The organism is Candidatus Krumholzibacteriia bacterium (genome assembly GCA_035649275.1).
Taxonomy (GTDB): Bacteria; Krumholzibacteriota; Krumholzibacteriia.
In genome coordinates this window covers 36,103-62,648 of record DASRJW010000097.1, presented here as the reverse complement: position 1 = coordinate 62,648, position 26,546 = coordinate 36,103, and the positions used below count along the sequence as shown (strand labels likewise).

16 protein-coding genes are annotated in these 26,546 nt (G+C 68.6%); 4 read left to right on the top strand and 12 right to left on the bottom strand.

Going from position 1 to position 26,546, the window contains the following annotated elements:
• Window positions 1-18: 18 nt before the first annotated feature.
• Window positions 19-921 (bottom strand): YicC/YloC family endoribonuclease, encoded by a 903-nt coding sequence (locus VFE28_09695; protein HZM16264.1) that lies wholly within the window; start codon window positions 919-921, stop codon window positions 19-21.
• Between the two features lie 280 nt (window positions 922-1,201).
• On the opposite strand from VFE28_09695, the gene VFE28_09690 reads away from it, so the two are divergent.
• The 4 genes from VFE28_09690 to VFE28_09675 all read left to right on the top strand — a co-directional run bounded on the left by VFE28_09690 (window position 1,202) and on the right by VFE28_09675 (window position 4,990).
• Window positions 1,202-1,921 (top strand): MBL fold metallo-hydrolase, encoded by a 720-nt coding sequence (locus VFE28_09690; GenBank protein ID HZM16263.1) that lies wholly within the window; start codon window positions 1,202-1,204, stop codon window positions 1,919-1,921.
• Between the two features lie 6 nt (window positions 1,922-1,927).
• A complete protein-coding gene (locus VFE28_09685) occupies window positions 1,928-3,613 on the top strand; it encodes an NFACT RNA binding domain-containing protein (GenBank protein ID HZM16262.1) in 1,686 nt (561 codons plus the stop codon).
• A gap of 24 nt (window positions 3,614-3,637) precedes the next feature.
• Window positions 3,638-4,174, top strand: a complete 537-nt coding sequence (locus VFE28_09680) for an NUDIX hydrolase (GenBank protein ID HZM16261.1) — start codon at window positions 3,638-3,640, stop codon at window positions 4,172-4,174.
• A 624-nt stretch (window positions 4,175-4,798) separates the two neighbouring features.
• The gene (locus VFE28_09675) at window positions 4,799-4,990 is read left to right on the top strand and encodes a hypothetical protein (GenBank protein HZM16260.1); all 192 of its coding nucleotides are present in this window, start codon (window positions 4,799-4,801) and stop codon (window positions 4,988-4,990) included.
• Between the two features lie 296 nt (window positions 4,991-5,286).
• Here VFE28_09675 and VFE28_09670 read toward each other — a convergent pair whose 3' ends face one another.
• The 11 genes from VFE28_09670 to VFE28_09620 all read right to left on the bottom strand — a co-directional run bounded on the left by VFE28_09670 (window position 5,287) and on the right by VFE28_09620 (window position 26,546).
• Window positions 5,287-8,178 (bottom strand): prolyl oligopeptidase family serine peptidase, encoded by a 2,892-nt coding sequence (locus VFE28_09670; GenBank protein HZM16259.1) that lies wholly within the window; start codon window positions 8,176-8,178, stop codon window positions 5,287-5,289.
• 9 nt (window positions 8,179-8,187) lie between these two features.
• A complete protein-coding gene (argH, locus tag VFE28_09665; GenBank protein HZM16258.1) occupies window positions 8,188-9,558 on the bottom strand; it encodes an argininosuccinate lyase in 1,371 nt (456 codons plus the stop codon).
• Entirely contained in the window at window positions 9,555-10,979 is a 1,425-nt protein-coding gene (locus VFE28_09660) for an argininosuccinate synthase (protein ID HZM16257.1), read from the bottom strand. The genes argH and VFE28_09660 overlap by 4 nt, the downstream gene beginning before the upstream one ends.
• A gap of 16 nt (window positions 10,980-10,995) precedes the next feature.
• Window positions 10,996-11,478 carry an arginine repressor gene (locus VFE28_09655; protein ID HZM16256.1) on the bottom strand — a complete coding sequence of 161 codons (483 nt, stop codon included), beginning with the start codon at window positions 11,476-11,478 and terminating at the stop codon, window positions 10,996-10,998.
• Entirely contained in the window at window positions 11,475-13,613 is a 2,139-nt protein-coding gene (gene argB / locus VFE28_09650; GenBank protein ID HZM16255.1) for an acetylglutamate kinase, read from the bottom strand. Before argB ends, VFE28_09655 begins: the two co-directional genes overlap by 4 nt.
• Before the next feature lie 44 nt (window positions 13,614-13,657).
• Window positions 13,658-14,902, bottom strand: a complete 1,245-nt coding sequence (gene argJ / locus VFE28_09645) for a bifunctional glutamate N-acetyltransferase/amino-acid acetyltransferase ArgJ (GenBank protein HZM16254.1) — start codon at window positions 14,900-14,902, stop codon at window positions 13,658-13,660.
• A complete protein-coding gene (argC, locus tag VFE28_09640) occupies window positions 14,877-15,944 on the bottom strand; it encodes an N-acetyl-gamma-glutamyl-phosphate reductase (protein HZM16253.1) in 1,068 nt (355 codons plus the stop codon). The genes argJ and argC overlap by 26 nt, the downstream gene beginning before the upstream one ends.
• Before the next feature lie 657 nt (window positions 15,945-16,601).
• Window positions 16,602-16,964, bottom strand: a complete 363-nt coding sequence (locus tag VFE28_09635) for a hypothetical protein (protein ID HZM16252.1) — start codon at window positions 16,962-16,964, stop codon at window positions 16,602-16,604.
• Window positions 16,965-17,164: 200 nt separating this feature from the next.
• Window positions 17,165-21,697, bottom strand: coding sequence for a sigma 54-interacting transcriptional regulator (locus VFE28_09630; GenBank protein HZM16251.1), 4,533 nt, complete (start codon window positions 21,695-21,697; stop codon window positions 17,165-17,167).
• A 230-nt stretch (window positions 21,698-21,927) separates the two neighbouring features.
• Window positions 21,928-23,361, bottom strand: a complete 1,434-nt coding sequence (locus tag VFE28_09625; GenBank protein ID HZM16250.1) for an efflux transporter outer membrane subunit — start codon at window positions 23,359-23,361, stop codon at window positions 21,928-21,930.
• Window positions 23,362-23,363: 2 nt separating this feature from the next.
• Window positions 23,364-26,546 carry a multidrug efflux RND transporter permease subunit gene (locus tag VFE28_09620; protein HZM16249.1) on the bottom strand — a complete coding sequence of 1,061 codons (3,183 nt, stop codon included), beginning with the start codon at window positions 26,544-26,546 and terminating at the stop codon, window positions 23,364-23,366.

Here is a 26,546-nt window from a genome sequence, read left to right as displayed (position 1 = left end):
GAGCCGCCCCATCCGTGTTCACTCCAGGTTCTGGATCTGCTCCCGCAGCTTCTCGATCTCTTCCTTCATCTTCAGAACCTCGTGGGTGATCTCGAGCTGCGTCGTCTTGGAGCCGATCGTGTTCACTTCGCGGTGCATTTCTTGCAGCAGGAATCCCATGCGCCGGGCACCTTGGTCGCGCGCTCCGATGGCGGTATGGAACTGCTGCAAGTGGCTGCGCAGCCGCACGCACTCCTCCGTGATGTCGCTGCGATCGGCCAAGAGCGCCACCTCTTGCGCCAGTCGCTGCGGCTCCACCTCGCCGCCGTCCAGGAGCCGTGCCAGCCGTGCACGTAGCGCTCCCCGCGCTTCCTCGGGAACCCGGGGCGCCCTCTTCTCCACCCGCTCCAAGCAGTCCTGGATGAGCCCGAGCCGGCGGGCCAGGTCCTCGCCGAGGCTGCTCCCCTCGCGCGCCTTCATCTGGTTGGCCTGCTCGATGGCGCGGTCGATGACCTCGAGCAGCAGTGCTTGCACGGCATCGCCGTCCAGCTCGCTGTAGCCGCGCACGAGCACCTCGGGTTGCGCGAGCAACGACGCCACCAACGGGGCGACGAAAGCCGGAGTGTGCACGGCGCCGTCGCCGACACCGAGCTCCGCCGCCAGCTGGCGGATGACGCCGCCGTAGGCGCGGACCAGAGGCTGGTTGAGCGCGATGTCTTCCAGCTCTTCGCGCGACTCGAAAGCGAAGCCCAGACTCACACGGCCCCGGTCGATGCGCTCGCGCACCCGCGTCTTGATCGTGTCCTCGAAAGCGAGAAGCGGTCGCGGCAACCGGAGCGAGACGTCGAGGTACCGGTGGTTCACCGAGCGCAGTTCCACGCTGATCTTGTAGCCGTGGCTCTCGGCTTCGGCGACCCCGAACCCCGTCATGCTCTTGAGCATGCAGGCCTCCGTCGGGGGAGCCCCCCAATGTAGGCGGCCCGCTGGCGGGGTGTCAACGGAGCCGGCTCCAGCGCTGGAGCGGCGACCCGGCCCTGGGACTGGGCCGCTCTCTCGATGTCTGCGGCCGTTCGGAAGCGTCCGCCTGCCCCGCAGCTCCTGGCCATCGGCGGCGCTTCCTGACGCCGCGCCGGGGGATGCGCACGGATGCCCCACGGAGTCCCGGCCCCAGGAAGGTAGAATGCGCCTGCCCTGCGTCGACCTGGGGACGGGAGTCCGAGGCATGAGCCAGCTCTATTTCAAGCAACACCTGGCCGGACGCGACTTCGCCCAGAGCGACGCGGCGGCGACCCAGATGCTCAACTTCGTCTACGCCATCGGCGATGCGGCGAAGCGCGAGTGCGTCCTCGTCGATCCGGCCTGGGACGTGGACGGCTTGCTCGCGCTCCTCGACGCCGACGGCATGAAGCTGGTGGGCGCTCTCGCCACCCACTATCACCCGGACCACGTGGGTGGCAGCATGTTCGGCTTTCAGGTCGAGGGGCTGCAGCGGCTGCTCGCGCTGCGACCCGTGCCGGTGCACGTGCACCGTGCCGAAGCCGAGGGCATCCGCGTCGTCACCGGGCTTTCCACCAGCGACCTGGTGCAACACGACGGCGACGACACCTTGCCTGCCGGCGACGTCCCGATCCGCTTCTTGCACACGCCGGGCCACACTCCGGGCAGCCAGTGCTTCCTCGTGGACGACCACCTCGTCGCCGGCGATACGCTCTTCGTCCAGGGGTGCGGCCGCGTCGACCTTCCCGGCGGGAACGCCGAGGAGATGTACCGCACCCTGACGCAACGCTTGGCCCAGCTCCCGGACACGGTGGTGCTGTACCCGGGCCACGATTACGGCGACCAGCCCACCGCCACTCTCGGCGAGCAACGGCGCACGAACTACGCCCTCCGACTCGGCAGCCTCGACGACTGGCTGCGGCTCATGGGCGGGACGGCCTGGTGACCGAACGTGGATGCCGTCCTGCTCGCACGCTTCGTCGCAGCGCAACGGCCGCGACTCGAAGGCGCCAAGGTGCAGCGCCTGGTCTGCGTCGGCGATGGTCTCGTCCTGGCGCTCGGGACGCGGCACGGCACGGCTGAGCTCGGCCTGCTGGGCGCCCTGGGCGCTGCCTGGGCCTACTGCCTGCACGGAAGGGTTCGGGAGGAACTGCACGCCGAACTCGGCGCTCTCTACCCTGCTCTCGTCGCTCCGGCGGGAAAAGAGCTCGGTCTCCGCCTCGACGATGCCACCGCGCTCGATGCTCTCCGCGCCTGGCTCCTGCGCCCCGCCGCCGCTGCCCCTGACTGGCTCCAGCTCGAAGGAACGGAGATCCGCGCGCTACGCACGGCGCCCGAGGATCGCCGGCTCTGGCTCGAGTGCGAGCGATTGCGAACCAGGGAAACGGAGCGCTTCACCCTGGTCGCGGAGCTCTTCGACCGCGGCGCGAACTTTCTCCTCCTCGGACCTGGTGACGTGCAGCTCGCCAACTGGAGCGGCCGGCGGCCGGCGCCGGAACCGGGCTCCGGGCACATTGCCCAGAAGGACAAGAATCCGCCCTCATCCAGTGCCTCCACCACAGTGGGCCTGTCTCCTGGAGCCAACCCAGCTGACGGCGACGGCTCCGACAACGCTCCCTCCCTCGCCGCCGTGGCGCACCTCACCTTGGCCGCGGCTGCTGCCGCCGCACTCGCCCGCACACACCGGCAGTCGCTGCAGCGCGAGGCCAAACGCGTGCAGAAACTACTCGGCAAGCTCGAAGCCGATGCAGAACACACCAAGCAGGCTGAAGCATGGCGCCGTCAGGCGGAGCTCCTGAGCGCCAACCTGCACCGGGTGCAGCGCGGCCAGGAACAGCTCGAGGTGGAGGATCTGTACACGCCTGGCGCGCGTCTCACCTTGAGCCTCGATCCGAGTCTGGCGCCGCACGAGAACGTGGCGCTCTTCTTCAAGCGCGCTCGCCGCGCCGCGCGCGGTCATGCCGCGGTGGAAGCGCGCCTGCAGGAAGCCCGTGCCGCGGCGGACGCACTGGACGCACGCCTCGCCGTCTTCCCCGACGCCGGCGGTGCTTCCGCCACGGACTGGTCCGACGTCCTGCAACCCGCCCGCGACACCTGGAAAGCGGCGCTCTCGTCCGCTCTCGCCAAGGCCGAGGCCTCGAAGCTCTGGGCCCCGGGAGGGCCGCCATGGCAGCTCGCCCGGCCGTCCACCGAAGCTGGGCGCGGCGCCGGGGCAGGTCGCGGTGCTGACGCCAGGCGCGCTGCCGACGCCGGCCCGGGCCGCCGCTTCCTCTTGGCGGGAAACTGGGAGGTCCGTGTCGGGCGCAACAATGGGGAGAACGACGAGCTCACCCATCGTTTCGCCGCCGCCGACGACGTCTGGTTGCACGCGAGCGGCGTATCCGGTTCGCACGTGGTGCTGCGCATGCAGGGGCGCAAGGACAATCCGCCGCGGGAGATCCTGGAAGCTGCCGCCGCCATCGCCGCCCGCTTCAGCCAGGCGAAGCACGCCCGCACCGTACCCGTCCTCTGGACGCGCAAGCGTTACGTCCGCAAGCCCCGCGGCGGTACTCCCGGCCTCGCCACCTGCTCGCACGAGAAGACCCTCTTCGTCCGCCCCGGCCTGCCCGAGGGGCCACAGGAAGCGAACGACGACTGAGTTCAGGCAGCGAAGGGAGACATCATGGCGGAAACACGAATCCAGGAGATCTATCGCGGCCGCGTCGTGCGTTTGGTGCAGGAGTCCCTCACTCTGCCCAATGGCCGCGCGGTGACGCTCGAGATGGTGCGCCACCCCGGCGCCGCGGCCATCGTCCCCGTCGACGCCGACCAGAACGTGCTGCTCATCCGCCAGTACCGCCACGCGGCAGGCGGATTCATCTACGAGGTCCCGGCGGGAACCCTGCAGCCGGGCGAGGCGCCGGAAAGGTGCGCCGCGCGCGAGCTCGTCGAGGAAGCGGGTGTGCGCGCTGGCCGGCTCGATCTGCTCGGCAGCATCCTCACCACGCCGGGCTTCACCGACGAGGTGATCCACCTGTTCCTGGCTCGGGACCTGGAGCCGGCGAAGCAAGCCCTCGACGCCGACGAAGTCCTCACGGTGGAGAAGGTGCCCTGGGCGCGGGCCTTGCAGATGTGCGTGCAGGGCGAGCTGCGCGACGCCAAATCCATCTGCGCCCTCATGCTCGCCGACCGCCGCCTCGGCGCGGCAGGGGTGTTTTAGCGCCGTGGTCGCTTCCTTCGCTGGGGGCTGGCTTCATCAGCGGTAGGGAACCTTGATGGTGCTCCAGGTTCTGGCAACGACGGCGTCGGGCTGCGAGGAAACGCGGAAACACGAGAAGCCGAGACTGTGAACCGGAACCCATCCGCCAGGGCCAGGGTAGGGAAGGGATTCAAAGAAGGTCGTCTGAACGTGATAAAACGCGCCCAAAGGCACGCCAAAAGAGGTTGCCGCTAGGGCTGAATGAGTCGGCGGGACGTTCTTACCCGCTCCGCAGAGGTCGGTTGAGTGGGTCTGTGCCTGAGCGGGCTCGTGCGCGGTTGGGGCGGTGATCCCCCGCCAACTCCCGGGCCAGGGGCGAAGAGGAGGCGCACCACCCGCGGCACCTTCCCGTCCAGGCTATCCGCGGGCGACTCAGGTCGGGCGAAGAGAAGCGGCTCCAAGTCCGCCCCCGATTCCCGGGGGTTCCCGGGGTGGATTTTCGAGGGGGTTTTATGAACACCCCCCCGGCAGGCACGTGCTGGTCGCACGCCGAGCCCAGATGGGGAGGAGGACGATGCGGAGGTGCGGGTGAGATTCGTGGTATGTATCCTCGGGGCACGGACCAGGAACCCAAGGAGAAGAATCGTGCTGCGCGAAGCGAAGATCGACGAAGCGGCCAAGACCCTCACCCTGGTTCTGGACCTGCAGGAACCCACGCCCTCGGCAAGCGGCAAGACCTTGGTGGTGGCGACCACGCACGGCAACCAGCCGACTGATATGACGGTGAACGGTAAGCCGGTGATCGTTGGCGTCAACGCCTACATTCGCAATCGCTGAGTGGAAGGGGCGTTCGAAGTCGGGACTGTACCGCAAGTAGGCGGCGCAGCACTATCCAAACCCCTTCAACTCATCGGCGAGGATTTCATACACCCTGCCTGCGCGCATGCATGTAGTTCTCGGCGTGTACGGTGCCGTCGGCAAGAAGGTGAGAACCCTTGTCGATCAAATCCAGCCACCTGGAAGCCATTACGTCGATTGGTAGGGCGCCCGTGACGGTCCGGTAGCCAGGCAATGTGGCGACCCGTTTCGATCGCCGTCCTGCAACGCCTGTCGGGTCGAAACGCCAGAGGTGTTCAGCGCGAATCCCCGGTGGGCGGGCGGGACTTGCCGCCGAAGCCGCGGAAGTGGCCGATGGCGAGGACCTCGTGGTCGTCGGTCACCACGACGTAGTCCGCCCCGAGCTTGAGGAGCGACTTCCCCGCGCCGCCGAGACGCTCGGGCATTCCCGAGAGCACCACGACGGTCCGTCCGCTGACGGCGGGGTGCGCGGTGGCGAAGACGATGCCCGCCTCATTGAAGCTCCAGGACTTGCCGTCCACCTCGAAGCGGTCGCCTTGGTAGTGCACCGGGAGCTTGGACGCCACCTCCGCCAGGACGCGGTTCGTGCGCGGATCTCCGACGAGCACCAGATTCGTCGTCGCCTGCAGCTTGGCGTCCACCTTCGTATCGTCCAGCACCCTCGGCACTCCGGCGAAGAGCGATTGCCATTCCTCGGTGAAGTGCTGGGCGGTGCGGGCGTCCGCCGCAGGACCGGTCACCTCGCGACGGTGGGTGGAATCCGGCCCAGCCAAGACCGGCGCGCCGGGGAGCGACCGCGTGCCGCGCACGACGACGAAGGGACCGCGGGCGAAGACCGAGGCCACCGGCCCGCCGGTACCGCTCTGCCAGGTCGCGTCGACCTCGCCCGGCGTCACGCGGCGGTGCGCGGCGAGGAAATCCAGATTGGCGCCCAGTTCGCTCTCGAAGAGCGCCCGCCCCTCGAGCGTCGTGGGCGGCAGCACCACCTCGTGGGCGATGCCGTACTCCTGCAGGCGCTCGGCGAGCACCCGGGCGTGGACCACCGAGATGCGCTGATCCTGCTCGGCATGAACGACGCGGAACGCCGTCTTCACCTCGGGCCGCACCAGTCGCGCCGGGTTCATCGTCTCGTAGAAGAAGATCTCCTCCGGCTGGTACGCCAGAGCCTGGAAGATGCCGGGCTGGTCCATGTCGCCGTAACCCGAGACAATGGCCGCCGCCGCGAAGAGGTTCGCATGGCGCAAGGAAAGCAGCCACGCGCCGGTGGCCCCCATCCCGAAGCCGGTGACGTAGAGGCGGGTCGGATCCACGGGCAACTCGGACCGACACTGCTGCAGCACGTCGAGCACGTCCCGTTCGCCAGCAAGCTCGAAGCCGGTGTCGCCGCGCGCGTAGGGACTGACGGCAATCCAGCCCCGCGCCTCGACGGCGGCGAGAAGGGCTGGAATCTCCAGCGGCGCCATCTCGTTCTCCCCCAGATCATGGAGAACGAGGAGGAGGGGCGCCGGTGTGCCCGCCGCAGCGGCCTGCGAGAGATACACCGCGTGGGGCTGCAGGCTGCCGTCCGGCGCCGACCATTGGCCGCGCAGGAAGGGCACGGAGATCGGAAAGCCTTGTGACGATCGCCGCGGCCAGAGCGCCGCGAGCAGCTGCTCCTGTCCCGCCTTGTCCGGTGCCGGGAGCAGCAGATCGCGCAGCACCTGGCTTTCGAGCAGCCGGTTTTCGATTCCTGCCCAGGCCGCGGCACGCGCCGCCAGGATACCGCGCTCGCCGGCGCGCACCTCCCGCCAATCGCCGAGGCGAGCGAGCATTTCTTCCGCCTTGCGGAGCCGCACGGCGATATCGGCGGGGCGGGGGAAACGACTCGGTTCCTTCGCCGCTGTCTTCGTCGGTTCGCTCACTTCCGCCAGACCCGCGGCGAGACTGGCTCGCGTCGGCGCCAGGTGCACCAGGTCGTGTCGCCATGGAGCCGCGCCGGGCGTGCCGAGGTCGAGCTCCAGGCGTCGCGACCGCGGCCAAGCGGCCGGTACACTCGGGGCTCCGTGGTAGCGGACGAGAGCCGGCTGGCTCGACACCTCGACGCGGAGCGGTCTCTCGCCATGCAGTCCAGCGGCGAGGACGACGGGTTTCGTCTCTCCGGTGGCGCCAAAGCGCCACACCGACCATTCGAAGGGAAAACCGCTCTCCCAATGCCGCGTGCCGATCGAGCTGATCCACGTCCCTGCCGCGGGCCCGCCGCCGGTCTGCAGCCGCGCCCAAGCGGAGACGAGACCGGGCTTGCGCGTGTCGACCTTGCCGGGTTTCGACACCGTCACCATGCCGGGACGCGTCACCCAGGCGAAGAGCTTCTCCGAGCCGCCATCCACGTCTTCCACCAGAACGTTGACGAGGAGCGCGGCCTCGTCGTGAGGCAAGGCCGGGAAGAGCAAATCCCAGGGCACGAAGAGTTCGAAGGCGACCTTGCCGCCGCTCCCGGCGTCGCGTTGCACCCTGGCGGCACCGCGCGTGCCCAGCACCTGCGGGTCAAAGAGCGCCACCCGCCGGTTGTGCCAGCGCGTCCAGGCCTCGAGCTGGCCATCCGCGCAGAGGCGCACCGCCCGCTCAGAGCCGGCCCAATAGCGTTGCACCAACGTCGAGCTCGAGCTCAAATAGAGCAGCACGCTTTCGACGCGCGGCGCGTTCTCCCTACCGACGACGAGCGTGTCGTCGCGGAGCGTCGCACCGAGGACGAGACCTTGTGCCGTCCACAGGAGCGCGAAGTCGAGAGCTGCATCGCTGCTGCCGTTCCACTGCCCGCGGAGGAGGGTGGTGCCGCCGCGCAACTCGTGCCAGCGCACCACCGGCCAATCGCCGACGCGGCCGTCCAGCGCCGGCGCGGTGCCGGCCCAGGTCGCTTGCAGCTTCGGTCTCTTGGCATCGTCCAGCGAGTCCGGCGGGAAACCGCGGAGCGCCATCGGCTCGTCCGCCGGCGAGAAAGAAGGCGGTAGCAGGCTGTCGTTCCATGCCCGCGCCTCGAGGCGCGGCGGCGGGACACCTTTTCCGGGCTTGGCGGCAGCAGCCGTGTCGACGGCTCCCGGCGCCGCGAGCCACACCCCGACGGCGGCGACGAGGAGACGAGGCAGGATCCTCCTGGCGCACCGCCAGAAATATGAAAGACCGCTTCTCATGCACTCAATCTAGACCCAGGCGCGGGCTGCAGCCAGCGCCCGCTCGATCTCGGCGGGATGCGTCGAGCCGAGGGTGCGCTTGGCCCGGACGCTGCCCTCGGGGGTGAGGAGGGCTGGATCGAGGCCGTCGAGGCCGGCCTCACGGAGCTCCGCCGGCGTGGCACCGGCGAGGCCGCGCCCGCTGCTTTCGCAGGCGGCCACCAGACGGCCGACGCGCTCGTGGGCGAGACGGAAGGGGACGCCGCGGCGCACCAGCTCCTCGGCCAGATCGGTGGCGGCGGAGAAGTCGAGCCCCACCGGCCGCGACGGGTGGAAGCGGGCGCTGCCGAGAGCACCCGCCAGCAGGCGCGCGCAATCCCGCGTCGTGTCCGCGGCGTCGAACAACGCCTCCTTGTCCTCTTGCAAGTCGCGGTTGTACGAGAGCGGCAGACCCTTGAGCAGCCCGTGCAGCGACAGCAAGCGCCCGTGCACTCGCGCCGTCTTGCCGCGCACGAGCTCCGCGACGTCGGGGTTGCGCTTCTGCGGCAGCATCGAGGACCCGGTGCACCAGGCATCCCCGAGCGTCACCAGGCCGAACTCCGGTGCGGACCACAGCACCAGCTCCTCGGCGAGACGGGAGAGGTGCGTCATGATCAAGGCGCAGGCGCCGGTGAACTCGATGGCCCAGTCGCGATCGGCCACGGCATCGATGGAGTGGGTCGCCACGCGAGCGAAACCGAGGCGGTGCGCCGTGGCCTCGCGGTCGAGGGGCAGGCTCGAACCGGCGCCGGCGCCCGCACCGAGGGGCGAGCGATCGGCGCGCCGGCGAGCCTCGACGAGACGTTCCACGTCGCGTCGCAGCGCCTCCACGTGCGCCAGGAGATGGTGCGCCAGGGACAGCGGCTGGGCCCGTTGCAAGTGTGTGTAGGCGTGGATCCAGGTCGACTGGTGCTTCTCCGCTTGCTCCACCAACGCCCGGGCCGCGCCCCGCACCGCTTCTTCCACTTCCGCCGAAGCCTCTTTCAACCAGAGCAGGACATCCGTCACCACCTGATCGTTGCGGCTGCGGCCGGCGTGCAGACGTTTCGCTGCCTCGCCGCAGAGCTCGGTGAGGCGCGTCTCGATGGCAGAATGGATGTCCTCGGGAAGCGACTCGAGCGCCGCCGCCTCGGGTGGGAAGGTGCCCGCTTCGATCTCGCCCTCGAGCTGCTGCAGAGCCTCGAACAACAGCTGGCGCTCCGCTTCCGGCAGGAAGCCCGCCGCCGCCAGGGCCTCCGCGTGGGCTCGGCTGCCTTGGAGGTCCTGACGCGCCAGCCGGCGATCCACGGGGAACGAGGACGAGAACCGGCGTAGCGCCTGGTCCATCGGTTCGTGGAAACGACCGCCCCAAAGATCGCTCAACGCAACGCTCCCGAACGGCGCGGTCTGGCCGTGGACGCCACGCGGCTGCCCGCAGTGTTCGCCGCCGCACTGCCCGCGGCTTTCACCGTCGCACTGCCCGCACTGTTCGCCGCCGCACCGCCCGCGGCGGTCGCACCGCCCACGGTTTTCTCCGCCACTGCTTCGACGTGGGCTGCCCCTGCATCGAGGTGCGCCGTCGCCGCTTGCAACGCTTCCACCGCTTCCTCCGCCTGCCGGCGTACTGCCGCGGTGCTGCGCCCGGCCAGGCCGAAGAGCTCGATGAAACCGGTGGCAGCACGATGATCGAAGCTGTCGCCGGCGCTGTAGGTGGCGAGGGCGTGCTGGTACAGCGCCTGCGACGACCGCCGGCCCACGGCGACCACGGTGCCCCGGCGGAGGCGCAGGCGCACCTCGCCGCCGAGCGGCCGCACCGCTTCGTCCACGAAGGCAGCGATCGCTTGTCGCAACGGCGTGAACCACTGGCCGTCGTACACGAGCCGCGCCAGCTCCTGTCCCAGCGCCGCCTTCAAGCGCCGCGTCTCCCGATCGAGGACGAGCTGTTCCAGGGCTTCCCGGGCGGTGTGCAACACCACCGCCGCGGGTGCTTCGTAGACCTCGCGCGACTTGATGCCGACCAGGCGATCCTCGATGACATCGAGACGGCCGACGCCGTGCGCCGCCGCCAGGGTGTTGAGCTGTTCCACCAGCGCCGGCCCGTCGAGCGGCTCGCCGTCCAGAGCCACCGGCACGCCGGCCTCGAAGACGAGTCGCACCTCGACGCCTGGCTCCGGCGCTGCCATCGGGTCCACCGTGAGCTGCCAGCAATCCGCCGGCGGCGCCGTCCAGGGGTCTTCGAGCGCACCCGCTTCGATCGCCATGCCCCACAGATTCTCGTCGATCGAATAGGGCGAGGCCAAGGTTGCCGAGATCGGGATGCCGCGGGAACGGGCCCAAGCGATCTCTTCTTCCCGCGAGCGCAGTTCCCAGTCGCGGAGCGGCGCCAGACAGCGCAACTCCGGTGCCAGCGTCCGCACCCCGACCTCCAGGCGCACCTGGTCATTGCCCTTGCCGGTGCAGCCATGCACGAAGGCATCGGCGCCGACTTCACGGGCGATGCGCACGGCGTGCGCGGCGATGAGCGGCCGGCCGAGCGCCGTGGCCAGCGGGTACACGCCTTGGTACAGCGCTCCCGCCTTCAGGCTCGGCCAGACGTAGTCGGCGACGAACTCTGGGCGCAGATCCACGACGAAGGCGCGGCTCGCCCCGGTGGCGAGGGCCTTCTCCCGCACGCCGCGCAGCTCCTGTTTCTGCCCCAGGTCCGCCGTGAAGGTCACGACCTCGGCGCCATGCGTCTCCTGCAACCAGCGGAGCATGACCGAAGTGTCGAGGCCCCCCGAATAGGCGAGCACATAGCGTGGCATCGGCGTCTCCTTCACTTCATTCCCATTGCAACACGGCGGCGATCTCACTCTTGAGCTTGTCCGTGGCTTGGACATGGCGCGGCACCACGAGGATCGCGTCGTCCCCTGCCAGCGTCGCCAGCAAGTTCGGCAAGCGCAGACCGTCGAGCCACACCGCCACCCCTTGCGCTCGGCCGGTCAGGGTGCGGATCACGACGGCGACTTCGTTGGCCTCGACCCCGGTGACCTCCTGGGCGGCCACGTTCTGCAGACGCCCGGGCGCCGCTTCTGTCGGCGCCGGCACTCCGACAGGCGTATCGTCCACGGCATAGCGATATCCTTGCGCCGTCGGCACGCAGGGAACGCGGAGCTCCTTCAGGTCCCGCGACAGAGTGGCCTGTGTCACCGGAAAACCTCGTTGCCGCAAAGCCCGCCGCAGTTCCTCCTGACTGTGGATGACCTGCTCGCGCAGCACTGCGAGCAGCTCCCGCTGCCGCCGGGCTTTGTCGAGAGCGCTCATGACGCACCATCCCCGCCGCCGAGCCGCACCAACCCACGCTCCAGGAAGGCACCAGCGGCGTCGATCTCGGCGGCGCTCACCACGAGAGGCGGCAACAGCCGCAGCACGTTCTTGCCGGCTTGCAAGCCCAGGAAGCCGAGCTCGCGCAATGCCCCCACCAGCTCCGGGGCCCTCGGTTGGCGCAGCTCGAGCCCCCACATGAGGCCGCGGCCGCGCGCTTCCTTCACCACCTCCGGCCAGGCCGTCGCCAGAAGCGCCAGCCTGGCTCCGAGCTCGGCGCCGCGAGCCCGCACTCCCGCCAGAAATCCCGGGGCCAGCACGGTATCGAGCACTGCGTGCGCCGCTCGGGCGACGAAGGGTCCGCCGCCGAAGGTGGATCCATGCTCCCCGCGCCCGAGCGCCCGCGCCGCTTCGCCGCGGGCGAGCAAGGCCCCCATGGGCAAGCCCCCCGCGAGCGCCTTCGCCAGCGTCACCGCATCGGGAACCACGCCGTCTCCCTGGGCGGCGAGAAAGGTCCCGGTGCGTCCGAGACCGGTCTGCACTTCGTCGAACACGAGAAGCGCGCCGCAGCGGTCGCAACTCGCACGCAGGTGGGCGAGGAAACCAGCCGGCGCCGGGCGCACGCCGCCTTCGCCTTGGATCGGCTCGACGAGGACGAGGGCGGTATCGGTATCGATGGCCGCCGAGGCCGCCTCGAAATCACCGAAGGGCACGGCGACGAAGCCCTCGAGCAAGGGGCGGAAAGGGGCCTGGTAGTTCTCCTGCATCGTTGCCGAGAGGGAGCCGAAGGTGCGCCCGTGGAAGCCGCCTTGGAAGACGACGATCTTCTTCCGGCCCGGTCGCGTCTTGCGACCGAGCTTGAGAGCCGCCTCCACCGCCTCGGTGCCGGAGTTGCAGAAGAAAGCACGTTCCATCCCGGCGGCGTCGACGAGCCGCTCCGCCAGCCCCACCATGGGCTCGGTCCAATAGAGGTTGCTCGTGTGCAAGAGGCCGGAGGCGCCGCCACGCAGCGCGGCGACGAGGGCAGGATGTCCGTGGCCGAGGGCGCTCACTCCGATGCCGGCGCCGAAATCGAGGTAGCTCTTCCCGGCGCTGTCCACCACGAGGCAGCCGGCGCCGCCGGCGAGCTCGAGGGGCTCACGGGTGTAACTGTCGACGAGGACGGCGGCGCCGCGCGCCGCCAACGTTCCCGCCCATGCCGGAGCCGGCGGGGTGTTCCCCGGCGCGCCCGTGGCTTCGGCGGGCACGATCACGGTGCCTGGACTGGCGCCGGACCAGAGTGCCGTGAGCACGATGTGCGGTGTGCGTCCATCGAGAAGGCGCACTCGCGGGACGCCCGCGGCCAGCGCTTGCAGCGCTGCTTCCAGCTTGGGCTGCATTCCGCCTTGCACCGCGCCGGCACGCAGCAGCGCTTGCGCCCGTGACGCGGCCAGGATCGCCACCGGGTGGCCATCCTCCAGGTAGCCGGGTACGTCGGAGAGGAAGACGAGCTCGCTGGCGTGCATCGCTGCCGCCACCGCCGCCGCCACGAAATCGGCGTTGATGTTGTGGAGTTGGCCGCAAGCATCGGTGGCCGTCGGCGAAATCACCGGCACGAAGCCACCCTGCTGCAGGTGGAGGAGCGGCGCCGGATCCACGGCCTCGACCGCGCCCACGAAACCCAGATCGCGCCCCTCCGGACGATGGGTACGCACCTGCAACAAGCCGCCGTCGCTGCCGGAGATCCCCATGGCTCGCACTCCCACCCGAGCGAGGAGTGCCACGATCTGCTTGTTGATGCGCGCGAAGACCATCTCCGCCAGCGTCGCGGTCTCGGCGTCGGTGATCCGGTGTCCGTCGACGAAGCGGGGCTCGACCCCCAGGCGTTGCATCACGCGCGTCAGCTCCGGGCCGCCGCCGTGCACGACGATGGGCCGGAGGCCGAGCCGGACGAGCGTCGCCAGGTCGTGGGCCCAGGTCCGGGCCAGCGTCGCATCCTCCTGCACCGAGCCGCCGTACTTGAACACCACCGTCACGCCCCGTGCCGGTGCCGCCGTGAGACTCGACAGCTCCAGCCCCGCGGTCGGCATCCCACCCATCGTCGCGCCCTGGCTTCCAGCAGGCACCGGCTTCGAATGCACTTCGTCGAGATGCACGAGCAGCGTCTCCTCTCCTCTCGCCCCGCGGGGGCGCGTTCTCGTCAGGTGCGGTAGCTGGCGTTGATCTCGACGTAGCCGGCGCTGAGATCGCAGGTCCAGGTCTTCGCCGTCGCCCCGCCGAGACCGAGATCGATGTGCAAGGTCACTTCTTCACGCGACAGGGCGCGGCGCGCCGCCGCTTCGGAGAAGCGCGCCACGAAGCCCGGCCGGAGCACGACCACGTCGCCGAAGGCGACGCGCAAGCGCTCCGGATCGAGCGCCACGCCGGCGCGGCAGGCCGCCGCCACCACGCGCCCCCAGTTGGCGTCGGCGCCGTGCATGGCGGTCTTCACCAGTGGCGAGCCGGCGATGGTGCGCGCCACTTGCAGCGCTTCGCCCTCGTCGCGGGCCCCGCTCACGCACACCTCGATCAGCTTGGTGGCGCCCTCGCCGTCGCGCACCACCAGCTTGCCCAGCTCGATCAGCACTTCGGTGAGAGCGGCCTCGAATGCGGCGACGCTGGCCGGAAGCGCCGGGTCCACCGCCACGCCGGAGGCGCCGTTGGCCAGGACCGCGATGGTGTCGTTGGTCGAGGTATCGCCATCCACGGAGATGCGGTTGAAGGAGGCGTCGGTGGCGCGGCGCAGACAATCCTGCAGCAGCGCCGCCGGCACCGCGGCGTCGGTGGTGACGAAGGCGAGCGTGGTCGCCATGTCCGGATGGATCATGCCGGAGCCTTTCGCCATGCCGCCGAGCGTGTAGTTGCCGTTCTTCCCCCGCACCCGCTGCACCCATTCCTTCTCCCGCAGATCCGTGGTGAGGATGGCGGTGGCGGCGTCGGCACCGCCGGAGCGAGCCAGAGCACGCACGGCATGCGGGAGCGCGCGGAGCAAGCGCGGCAGCGGCAACGGCTGCCCGATCACGCCGGTGGAAGCGACGAGCACCTGCTCCACCGGCAGGCTCAGGAGCTCCGCGACCGCCGTCACACTCCGGCGGGCCGCTTCGAGCCCGGGCTCGCCGGTGCAGGCGTTGGCGTTGCCGGCGTTAACGAGAACGGCCCGCGCCCGTCCACCGGAAAGGCGGAGGTGCTCGCGACTCACCAGCACCGGTGCGGCCGCGGCGAGGTTGCGGGTGAACACCGCTGCCGCCGAGGTCTCGCCCCCGCTCACCAGGAGTGCCAGGTCGAGACGCTTCTTGCGGATGCCGGCGTGGACGCCGGCGGCGCGGAAGCCCTGCGGCGCCGTGATGGCCGCCGCATGCGGCCGTTCCAACCCGTCGGTTTCAGCCCAGGGGCTGGAAGTGGACATCGCGCACCCCCTCTGTCGTGGGCCGCAGCAGCCCAGCCGTCTCCGGCAGGCCGACGACTCGGTTCATGATCTGCACTGCCTGACCGGCGGCGCCTTTCATCAAATTGTCGAGCACCCCGAGGACGACGAGCGTTCCCGCCGACGTGTCCAGCACCGGGGCGAGATCACAGAAGTTCGTGCCCAGCACGTCGCGCGTTTGCGGCAGCCGTTGCGCCGGATCGACCACACGCACGAAGGCGGCGCCGTCATAGGCGTGGCGATAGGCCGCGAGCACCGCGCTCGTTCCCAGGCCGTCGGCTTGCAGCACCACGCTGGCGAAGATGCCGCGGCGGAGCGGCGCCAGATGCGGCACGAAGGTGACGCGCACCGGGCGGCCGGCGTAGCGGCCGAGACCGGCGGTGATCTCCGGCGCATGCTGGTGCCGGCCGACTCGATAGGCCCGCAAGTTCTCCGACACCTCGGAGAAGCTCGTCTCCAGCTCGGCCCGTCGACCTGCTCCGGTGGTACCGGAGATGGCGTGCACCACCACATCCCCCGTCGCCGCCGCACCGAGGGCGAGGGCCGGCGCCGCCGCCAGCTGGGCCAAGGTGGCGTAGCAGCCGGCGCAGGCCACGAGGCGGGCTCCTCGCAGAGAATCGCCGCCGAGCTCGGGAAGCCCGTACACGGCTTTCCCGAGCAACTCCGGGGCTGGATGCTCACGTCCGTACCACTGGCGGTAGGTGCTGGCGTCTTCGCAGCGCAGATCACCGGAGAGATCGATCACCGTGCCGACGCGTCCATGCAGCGCCGCAGCCATCCGCGCCGATTCCCCGTGGGGCAGCGCCAGGAATGCCACGTCCACGCCGTGGAGCGCGGTGGGTTGGAGAGGCTCGAGCCCGCCCTGATGTAGGTGCGCCTTGTCCGGGTGCAGATGCTCGAAATCGCGCCCGGCGCTCGCATCGGCCTGGAGCGCCGCGAGGCGCACCTGCGGATGCTGCGCCAGTAACGCCACGAGCTCCGCCCCGCTGTATCCCGAAGCACCGACGACTGCGCAATCCAACAAGTCCTGCCACCCTTCCGACGGCGATCCTTGGAAGAAGTGCAGGAAGATACAGAAACCTGTATCTTAATGCAAGTGGGCCGGTCCTCCGCGGCGGGCTGGTGACGGCTCGAGCCGAGGGAAGCGAGCCCGCCGCAGCGGCTCGACAGGGCACATCTTGGACTCACGGGCCATGGCGACGCATTGGGAGCTCGCCAGGGGTGGGTGTCGGGAGAGAAACTCCTGGGGAAGAGGATCCATCAAAAGGCGGGAGAAAATACAACGGGGCGCCCGTGTGGGGCGCCCCATCGTGAGGTGTCGCCGCCTCTGCTGTCCGGTTCCGGCACGCCCCGCGTAGCCACAGCGAGGCGCACGCTCCGATCTCCGGCCGGACCGACGACACCTTGACCCGCGTCGGACCGCGAAAACTCACAAGAAACGAGCTTCGTGATGTAAACCGGGCAGTTGCGGCGTTTTTTGTGCTCTCCAGGGGGTGGATTCCCACCCCCCGGAGAACTCTCCGCCGTTGCTCGTTGCAACATTTAAGGAACAAGGCAACTCACATGCCAGACCACTCAAATACGCAATGCTCTGTATTTTATATTGTTAACAAAAAATCAGGGACCCGTCGCCGAGTCCCCGAGTTCATGATGCGTTAATTATTTTTACGCTCTGTAAGATTTAATTTCGCTGCTGTGTGGTCCGCTTGTCGGTGTCGCCACCCTCGAGACTGAATTCCTTCTCTGGCTCCAAGATCGACAGGGTCAACTCTTGCGTCGAACCAGTCTCCCGCCAGAGGATCCTGAAAGTCCCTGACGTCCCGCCCCCAGTCCTCCTCACGGTCCCGATCGCATGCTCAGCCGTCACTTCGGTGAATTGGACCTCGACGGTGATACCCACTGCGGTGATGTCAAAGGTCTGACCGGACTCCGTGATCGTGCGTGTGGTCTCGTTCTCGATCTGGATCGGCGCGCTCCCGCCGGCGAGGACGACACCCCCAGCGAGCGCGGTCGCGAGAATGCCGACTGCCAGAAACCTGCTCATGGGGACTCCCCTGGAAGAGGATGACGTAGCTGGGGGGAAGTATAGTCCAGTCGCTGCCCGCATTCCAAGCCCCTCCGTGCTGAATCTTCCTCTCTACGTGAATCTACGGATCCGATGCACCCCTCCGGGTCTGGCCCTATGGGTTCCAGAGACCTTGAGACAAGGAGGAATATGCCCCACAGGCCGTCAGGAATGGGGTCTCACCGGCGCAGCTTGGCGTACAGCGTCGGTCGGCTGAGCCCGAGGAGCCTGCCGGCCTGGGCGATCACCTTGACCCTGTCCACCAGCTGACGCGCGATCTCACGCTCCAGCCGGTCGAGCAGCGGGTCGTCCTTCGAGTACGAAGCATGCTCCAGCACCCAGCGCGCCACTGCCTCCATGTCCAGCGGGCCTGCGATCTCCGTGCCGTCGGCTCCTTTCACGATATCCGGTGGCAGATCTTCGGGGACGATCACATCATTCGCCGAGAGGGCATAGCATCGCTTCATGGCGTTCTGCAGCTCGCGAATGTTCCCCGGCCAGGTGTATTGCATGAGAACCCGCTGCGCTTCGCCCGAGAGGCGCTTCGAGCCGCGCTGCTGCGCCCGCGCCTGCCGATCGAGGAAGTTGAGGGCCAGATCCTGAATGTCCTCGCGCCGATCCCGCAAAGGCGGAACCGTCCAGGACAGGACGTTGAGCCGGTGGAAAAGGTCTTCCCGGAAGCGACCGGTCCGCATCGCTCCTTCCAGGTCGCGGTTGGTCGCGGCGATGACGCGCACGTCCACGCGGATCGATTCCGAAACTCCCAGCCGCTGGAAGGACTTGTCTTCGAGAACGCGGAGAAAGCGCGCTTGCATCTCGTAGGGCATATCGCCGATTTCGTCGAGGAGCAGAGTGCCGTGGTGGGCGCTTTCGAAGTAGCCCGGTCGGGTCTCGTGGGCGTCGGTGAAGGCGCCACGATCGTGGCCGAAGAGTTCCCTCTCCCATAGTCCCGGCGGCACGGCGGCGCAGTTCATGGTGACGAAGGGCTGCGCCCGCCGCTTGCTGGTGTCGTGGATGGCTCGCGCCATCACGTCCTTACCCGTACCGTTCTCTCCCAGGAGCAGGACCGTCTCGTCGAGATCGCGCACGTTGCGGATGAAAGCGATCATCTCCTGTCGCTTCCCGCTCTTGCCGATGATGTCATCCAGGGTGGTCCCGAGCCGCTTCGCCCCGGCCGGCATCACCTCGACGCGCGCCGCCGCGGCCGGCAGGAGCGTATCGCGCTCCAACAACATGGCGAGCACATGCGCCATGCTGCGGATGGCGCGGCGCACTTCCTCCCCGGGCAAGCGCGTGCCTTCGGCCCACTCGAGCCAGATACTCCCCAGACGCCGCTCCCGTGCCTCGACGGGAATGATGTAGAACGGCGCCGCGTTCTCCTCGTCCTGGAGATCCTCCGACGACAGGGGGAGCAGGGTTTGTTGCGCCCGCGCCAGGAGACGCGGCCGCGCGCGTACCCAATCCGACGGATGCATCCCTTGCTGCTCCAACTCCCGGGCGAGAGCGGAGGCGCGATGCACCTCCCCGTCGGCGTCCAGCAACAAGGCACAGCGAGCCGCAGCACAACGACGGATTTCGCCGAGAACCCGTTCCAGGGCTTGCCCCGCGTCTTCCAGGCTCGCAGCGGCTTCGCACACCCGCTGCAGCGCCGCCGCCCCGGGCAAGCCCTCGGCCGGCACGGCCGGCTGCAGCTCACCCTCGCCCACCAGGGCTTCGAGATCGAGCAACGCCTTCGGAACCAGGGCGCCCTCGCGTTCCAGCAGCTGCCGGGTGCGCACCACCAGCTCTCGCGCCCGTGCTGCGACGCCGCTCTCGTGATAGAGCTGCGCCGCCTCTTGGAAGGATTCCGCCGCCTGCGGCGTGTCCCCCAGCCGGGCGAGGTTGTTGCCGGCGTGTTCGTAGGAAACCGCCGCGCCGCGGCGATCCTCCTGCGCCCGACGCAGATGGCCTTGGGTGCGATGCCAGTTCGCCTCTTCCAGAGTCGAACCGGCCTGGCTCATGTACTGCTCGGACTCCTGGAGGAGCTCTTCCGCCCGCAAGAGATTGCCCTCGAGCAGCTCCAGGCTCGCCTGCTTGCGCAGATCCATGAAGAGTTCCGCCACGTCGCTCACATCGCGCGCCAGGCGCACCGCTTCCTCGAGAGCGGCTCGCGCCTCGACCCTCCGCCCCTGGGCCAGGAAGATTTCGCCCTGCAGCCCCTTCGCGCTCGCCCAGCTCGAGCGCGAGCCGAGCTGCTCGCTCAGTGCAGCAGCCCGTCGCGCCAGATCTTCGGAACGGCCGAGATCCTTCATTTCCAGGTGGACCCAGGCCAGGTTGACCAATCCTCGGGCCACGCCGGCGTGATCCTCGAGCTCCTGGCGGATCTCCATGCTCTTGCGGTGGTACTCCAGTGCTTCCGAGAAGCGCCGGCGTGCCCGCGCCAGCAAGCCGAGGTTGTTGTAGGCCCGCGCCACCGCCAGGCGATCGCCGCTCTTCTCGCGCAGCGCCAGGCTGCTGCTCAAGTAGTGCTCGGCCTCGTCGTAACGGCTGGTGCGCCAGCGCACCAAACCGAGAACGTTGTGGAGTTGTGCCACCTCCTTGAGGTGGCGGCGGGGGTCGAGGAGGTTCAACGCCAGCTGGCAACGCTCCTCGGCGGCCCCGTACCGCGTGAGGCGGAACTCGCAGAAGCCCATTTCGGTGAACAGGCGGCCACGATCGACGGTGGGGAGCTCTTCGCCGTAGCGCTCCATGAAGCGTTGCAGGAGCTCCAGGGAACGATCGAAGTCGCCATGACGGTCCAGCAGCTCCGCGTGCGCCAGCAGCATCTCGCTGGTGGCGTGGAGATCCAGCACCGACCCTTCTTCGTCCGCCAGCGCGAAGAGCCTCTCGGCCGCCCGCTCGTAGTAGCTCAAACCTTCGCTCGCGTGCTGCCGCTCCACCTCGGACTGGGCGAGGCTGCGCAACACCTCGAGATGCTGCGGCGCCTTCAGGTGTTGCACCAGGTTCGAGTTCACCAGCTTGCGCTGCAGCCGGCGCAGCAGCGCCACCAAACCGCGCCGTTGCACGGCCTGCAGCAACGGGCTGCTCTCCGCGGCTGCGACGTCCCAGCTGCCGCCGGCGAAGAGGTGGTCGAAACGCATGAGTCGCTGCCCCAGGGTCGGCGGACCGCCTTCGGCGAGAAGGTGCGACAACAACAGGTGCAGCTCCTCTTGACGGTGCGCGGTGAGACCGTTCCGTCGCAGCTCGAGAGCGTCCGGCCGCAGCAACCGCACCACCTGCTGGGACTCCTGGCCCCACCAGCCGCCCGCCGCGAGAGAGGACCGCACGTGTCCGAGGCGCTCGAGTTCGGCGAGGGCTTCGGGCAGCTCGCCCTCCTGCTGCGGCAGCGCCAGGCGCAACATCTCGCCCGTCCCGTCGGTGTCGAGAACGCTGAGCAGATCCAGCAAATGCCGGGAAGCCGGCGACACCGGCGGCGCCGGCATCTCCGCCGGCGGGCACTCCACCACCTGGGAAAGGAAGTGGACCTCCGGGTCACAGCGGGCGCGCAACCACTCCGCCAGGCTCGGAGGGCTCTCGCCTTCCGATGGCGGCGCCGCGCCGCGCTTGGAACCCACGACCCAGACGACCGGACGCACCTTGTCCTGGGCGAGGAGCGTCTCCAGAGGCAGCAGCTCGGTTTCCGCCGGGCGGTATTCCGGCACCAGGACGACGGCGGGGCCGTGCCCCGCGAGGTCGCGAGGTTCCCAGGAGGTCAGTGCTTCGAGCCGCACGACGTGCGGCCTCTCCGTGAGCAGCGCCAGACTCTCGCGCAGGAACAAGAAGAGCTCCTGCAGCCCCGGGCCTCCCGCGGGGGTTTCGAGGAAGAGCACGACGCTCGTGCCTTCCGACATCTGTGCCAAGCTGGCGTCGAGAGTCTCGAGCAGCGGGCGCCACAAGGTGGCAGCAGGCAGGGGCAAAAGATCGAGCTCGGTGAGCCGATCCACACTCCGTCGGGGTGGGGCCTCCGGCGTCCCCGCTGCTTCCGCGCTTCTCTCTCCCGCCAGGAGCTCCAACACCGAGGCCAATCCGGGACGCCGCCAGGGCTCGAGCGCGAGGAGCCCTTGCAGGTGCCGCCAGGCTTCCGGTCTTGCCCCGGGGAGGCGATCGACACAAGCCTGCAGCACTCCGGCGGCGATGAATCCGTCCGTGGTCGCATCCAGATGACCGGCGTGACGCAGCTCGGGTGGCTGATAAGGCGAGCGGGCGCCGGCTCGAGCCAGCATCTCGTGCGGCAGGATGTACGCCGCCGGCAGGACGCGGAGCACTTCGTCGTGCAAGCACAGCGATTCGGGCCGCAGGTTGAGGACGTGGTCGCCCGCGGCGTTGGCACTGTGGAAGTCTTCGAACAGCGCTTGGAGTTGCGCGGCCGTGGGGAAACGGGAGAGCGGCCGGCCTTGCAGCGCGTCCTCGTCGTCGCTCTCGAAGACGTAGTACGGCCCCGAATCCCAGGCGCCGACCGCGGTCACCGGAACGAAGCTCGAGAGGCGGGCGAAGCGAGACGCCCGCTCCCGCAAGATCGGCTGCCAGTAGGTCGACCACCGGCGCTGCAGGCGTTCGAAGCCTTCCAGCGCCACGGTCTCCAGCACCGCCATGCGCCCGCTGATGAGGTCGCTCACCAGGTAGCGCTGCCGTCCTCCCGTCCGGGGCAGGGGGTCGAGAACGCGGTATTTGGAATCGATGATCTGGTCGGGCATGGCGGGCTCCCCTTGGGCTCGACGGGACCGAGCCGGCGCAGGCTCGGCAAGCGGGACCCCCGCGGGATGGCTGACCGGCACGAGGGATCGCCCGACCGGCTGGCGTCTCCTGGGTAGCGTAAAGAATCTTTACCGATCCGCAGGGGACCTGTAAAGGGAATTATACATTGCTGACGTACGAGAGGATGTCCTGGTTCTCCGGATCGAAGACCTGGTCGAAGTGGGTGAACCTACTTGCCGGACTCCGATCCTGCCGGAGGCGCTGCCGCCTGTGGCCACCCACCGCCGAGCGCCTTGTAGATCTGGATAAGAGAGACGACGTGGTTGCGCATCGTCTCCGCCTCGTCGATCTCGGCAGAGAAGAGGGAGCGCTGCGCGTCCAGCACCTCGAGGTAGGGCGCGACGCCGCCTCGGTAGCGCGACTCCGCCAGATCGAGCACCCGCCGCTCCGCCTCGACCCGCGCCTGTTGGGCGGTGCGCTGTTCCCCCGCTTTGTGATAGGAGACGAGAGCATCCTCCACTTCGCGCATGGCGCGGATCACGGTGCTCTCGTAGGAGTACACCGCCTGGCGTTGCTGGGACTCGGTGACTTGCACGCGCCGGCGATTCTGTCCGCCATGGAAGAGCGGTTGCAGCAGCTGGCCGAGGAAGTTCCACGACTGGTTGGCGCCGACGAAGAACTCGTCCATCTCCGTGCTCGCGTAACCGAAAGAGCCGGTGAGCGAGATGCGCGGGAAGAGCAGCGCCTTGGCCTCACCGATGCGGGCGTTGGCGGCGATGAGTTGGTGCTCGGCTTCGCGCAGGTCGGGCCGGCGATCGAGGAGGCTCGAGGGCAGTCCCGCCGGGATCTGGGGCGGCACCGGCAAGGCATCCACGGTGCGGCCGCGGGCGATCGACGCGGGCATTCTCCCGAGCAGCACGGAGAGCTGGTTTTCCTTCTGGGAGATGAGCTTCTCCAGCTCGAAGATGATGATGCGGATGCGCTGGTACTCTGATTCCGCCTGCCGCATGTCGCCCTCGGGGGTGACGCCGCCCTCGAAACGCACGCGAGCGAGATCCAGGTACTCCCGCCGCGATTCGAGGGTCTGGCGCGCGATCTCCAGCTGCCGGTCGAGATCCCGGAGCTCGACGTAGGCCTGCCCCACGTCGGCCACGAGGGAGATGACCACGGCGCGGCGTCCCTGATCGGCCGCCAGCATCTTGGCCTTCTCGGCGGCGCTCGCATTGCGTACGCGGCCGAAGAAATCGAGCTCCCAGGAAGCGCTGGCCTCGAGCGCGTAGAGGTGCGTTTCGAGCGCCCCACCCTCGGGAAGGTGGAGCAAGCTGCCCTGGCTGGCCTGGAGCTGGCCCCCCGCGGCCCCGGCGTCGACATGGGGGTAGAAGTCGCCTTTCGCGAAGCCGTAGCGGGCGCGGGCCTCCTCGATGCGCTCGACCGCGATCTTGAGATCCTGATTCTCGGTGAGGGCGATCTCGACGAGCTCCTTCAACTTCTCGTCGCCAAGCAGTTCCCACCAGGGCGTTTCGGCGATCGTGGTGTCGGGGGTGGCGATCGAGTCGCGCCACGCCTCGGGAGAAGGAAGCTCCGGGCGCGTGTACCTGGGAGCCAAGGAGCAGCCGAACGCCAGGGCCACGAGCAGGAGAGCCGGCAGCGTCCGTCGCCACATGCTCAGTGCGCTCCATGGGTTGGTGCGGTGGCTGCTGCTGGAGCGCCGGCGAGCGCCGCCTGCCCCTCGGGGGCCTCGGCCTTCTTCCTGCCCAAGCGCTCCATGAGGGCGAAGAGGCCGGGGACGATGAAGACGCCGACGGCGGTCGCCACCAGCATGCCGACCACCACCGAGGTCCCCATCACCGACATCGAGCCGGCGCCGGCACTATGGGCGAGCATGAGCGGGATGCAGCCCATGATGAAGGCGAAAGCGGTCATGAGGATGGGGCGGAAGCGCAGCTTCGCGGCGTCGAGGGCCGCGGTCTCGATGTCGGCGCCTTCGTTGCGCCTCGAGCGGGCGAACTCGACGATGAGAATGGCGTTCTTCGCCGCCAGGCCGATGAGCATGATGAGGCCGACCTGCACGTAGACATTGTTGTCGTAGCCGCGCAGCCAGACGCCGAAGTAGGCGCCGATGGCGACGAGCGGCGTCTCGAGGAGCACCGCCCAGGGCAGCTTCCAGCTCTCGTAGAGCGCCGCGAGCAGGAGGAAGACGAAGACCACCGCCAGAATGAAGGTGGGTGCCGAAGGTGGCGCCACCTTTTCCTGATAAGAGAAACCGCTGTAGCTCGTCCCCATCTCCTTCGGCAGGACCTGGGCGGCCACCTCCTCCAGCGCCACCATCGCCTGCCCCGAGCTGTATCCCGGCGCCTGGGCGCCGGTGATCTCCGCGGTGCGGAAGAGGTTGAAGCGCACCATCGTCTCCGGACCGGACGTCGGCCCCACGGTGACCAGGGTGGAGAGCGGGATCATGTCCCCCGTGGTGACGCTACGCACGTAGAACTGCCCGATGTCTTCGGGCTTCTGCCGGTACGGTGCATCGGACTGCAGGTAGACCCGGTAGAGTCTCCCGAAGCGGTTGAAGTCGTTCACGTAGGCGCCCCCGAGCACCGCTTGCAGGGCGGCGAACACGTCGTTGACCGGAACCCCCAGAGTCCGCGCCTTCTCGCGGTCGAGCTTCACGTCGACCTGCGGGGTGTTGGGATTGAAAGAGGTGAAGAGGTTGGCGAGCTCCGGCCGCTTGCGTCCTTCCTCGACGAACCGCTGCACGTTCGCTCCCAGCTCCTGCGGTGTCAACGTGCCGCTCCGGTCCTGGAGCATGAAGTTGAAGCCGCCGGCAGCGCCGAAGCCCGGGATGGTAGGCGGCAGGAAAGAGAAGACGAGGGCTTCGGGGATCGCCCCTAGCTCGGGGCGCAGGTGCGCCATGATGCCCTTGACGTGCAGCTCATGGCTCTTCCGCTCGTCCCATGGCTTCAAGCGCACGAAAATAGAGCCGAACTCGGCGCTGAAGCTGTTGGTCAGCATCCCGAGGCCGCCGATGCTGCTGTAGGACTCCACGCCCTCTGTGTGCGCCAGGAGGTCCTCCACCTTGCGCATCACCGCGTCGGTCCGCTGCAGCGAGGACGCCAGCGGCAGCTGGGCGTTGATCATGAAGATGCCCTGGTCCTCGTCGGGAACGAAGCCCTTGGGCAGGATCTTGCCCAAACCACCGGCGCCGAGCCCGGCCACCACGACCACGCCCACGGCCAGGATGGCGCGCCGCACGAACAGCCGCGACCAGTTCACGTAGCCGTTCGTGGTGCGGTCGAAAAAGGAGTTGAAGCCACGGAAGAACCAGCCGAGCGGCCCCTTCCGCGCCCCTTTGGAGGGCTTGAGGAGCATGGCGGAGAGCGCCGGGGAGAGCGTCAGGGCGTTGAACGCCGAGAGCAGCACCGAGATGGCGATGGTCAGGGCGAACTGCCGGTAGAGGCTCCCGGTGAGACCGCCGAGCAACGCCACCGGCACGAACACGGCGCAGAGGATGAAGGCGATCGCCACCACCGGGCTGGTGACTTCTTTCATCGCCTTGCTCGTCGCGTCGCGGGGACTCATGCCATGCTCGATATGGTGCATCACCGCCTCGACCACCACGATCGCGTCGTCCACCACGATCCCGATGGCCAGGATCAAGCCGAACATGGAGAGCGTGTTCACCGAGAAACCGAGCATGGGGAAGAAGATGAAGGTCCCGATGAGGCAAACTGGCACGGTGAGGAGCGGAATGATCGTGGCCCGCAGGCTCTGCAGGAAGATGAAGACGACCAGCGTCACCAGGGCCAAGGCCTCGACGAAGGTCTTCTTGATCTCGTGGATCGAAGCCTCCACCGCCGGCGTCGTGTCGTAGGTGATCTTGTAGTCGACGTCCGGGGGGAAAAACCCCTTGAGCTCCTCCAGCGTGGTGTAGAGGCCATGCGCCGCCTTCAGCTGGTTCGCCCCCGGCAGCAGGTAGACCACCAGCGTCCCGGCGGGCTTGCCGTTCACCCGGCCGAAGGAACGGTAGTTCTCGCTCCCCAACTCGACGCGACCGATGTCGCGGATGCGCACCAGAGCCCCGGTCTTGGTGCTGCGGACGATGATGTTCTCGAACTCCTCGGGGGTGACCAGCCGGCCGGGGGCGCGCACGGTGTAGGTGGCCTCCTGCCCAGGCGGCGAGGGCGCAGCGCCGATCTGTCCCGCCGGCGCTTGCAGGTTCTGCTCGCGAATCGCACCGATGACGTCGGCGGGGGTCAGTCCCAGCTTCGCCATCTCGTCCGGCCGCAGCCACACCCGCATGCCGTACTCGGCGCCCCCGTAGAGGTCGACCGAGGCCACGCCTTGTATGCGCAGCATGGCGTCCCGGATGTTGATCATCGCGTAGTTGTTCAACCACTGCGAGTCGTAGGTGCCATTCGGGGAGAAGAGGGCGCACACGAGCAGGATGCTCGGGTTGATCTTCTTCACCGTGACGCCTTGCTGCAGCACTTCCTGGGCCAGGCGCGGCTGGGCCTGGCTGACCCGATTCTGCGTCAGCACGTTGGCCATGTCTCGGTTCATCCCCACCTGGAAGGTGACATCGAGCAGCATGCGGCCATCGCTCGTGTTGAGCGACTTCATGTAGATCATGTTGTCGACGCCGTTGACCTGCTGCTCGATCGGAGTGGCCACCGATTGCTCCACGACTTCCGCCGACGCCCCCGGATAGGTGGTCTCGACGCGGATCGTGGGCGGAGAGAGCTCCGGGTACTGCTCGATGGAGAGCTTCTGCAGCGTCGCGACGCCGACGAGGACCATGACGATCGAGATGACGATCGCCACGATGGGGCGCCGGATGAAGAATTCGGCCAT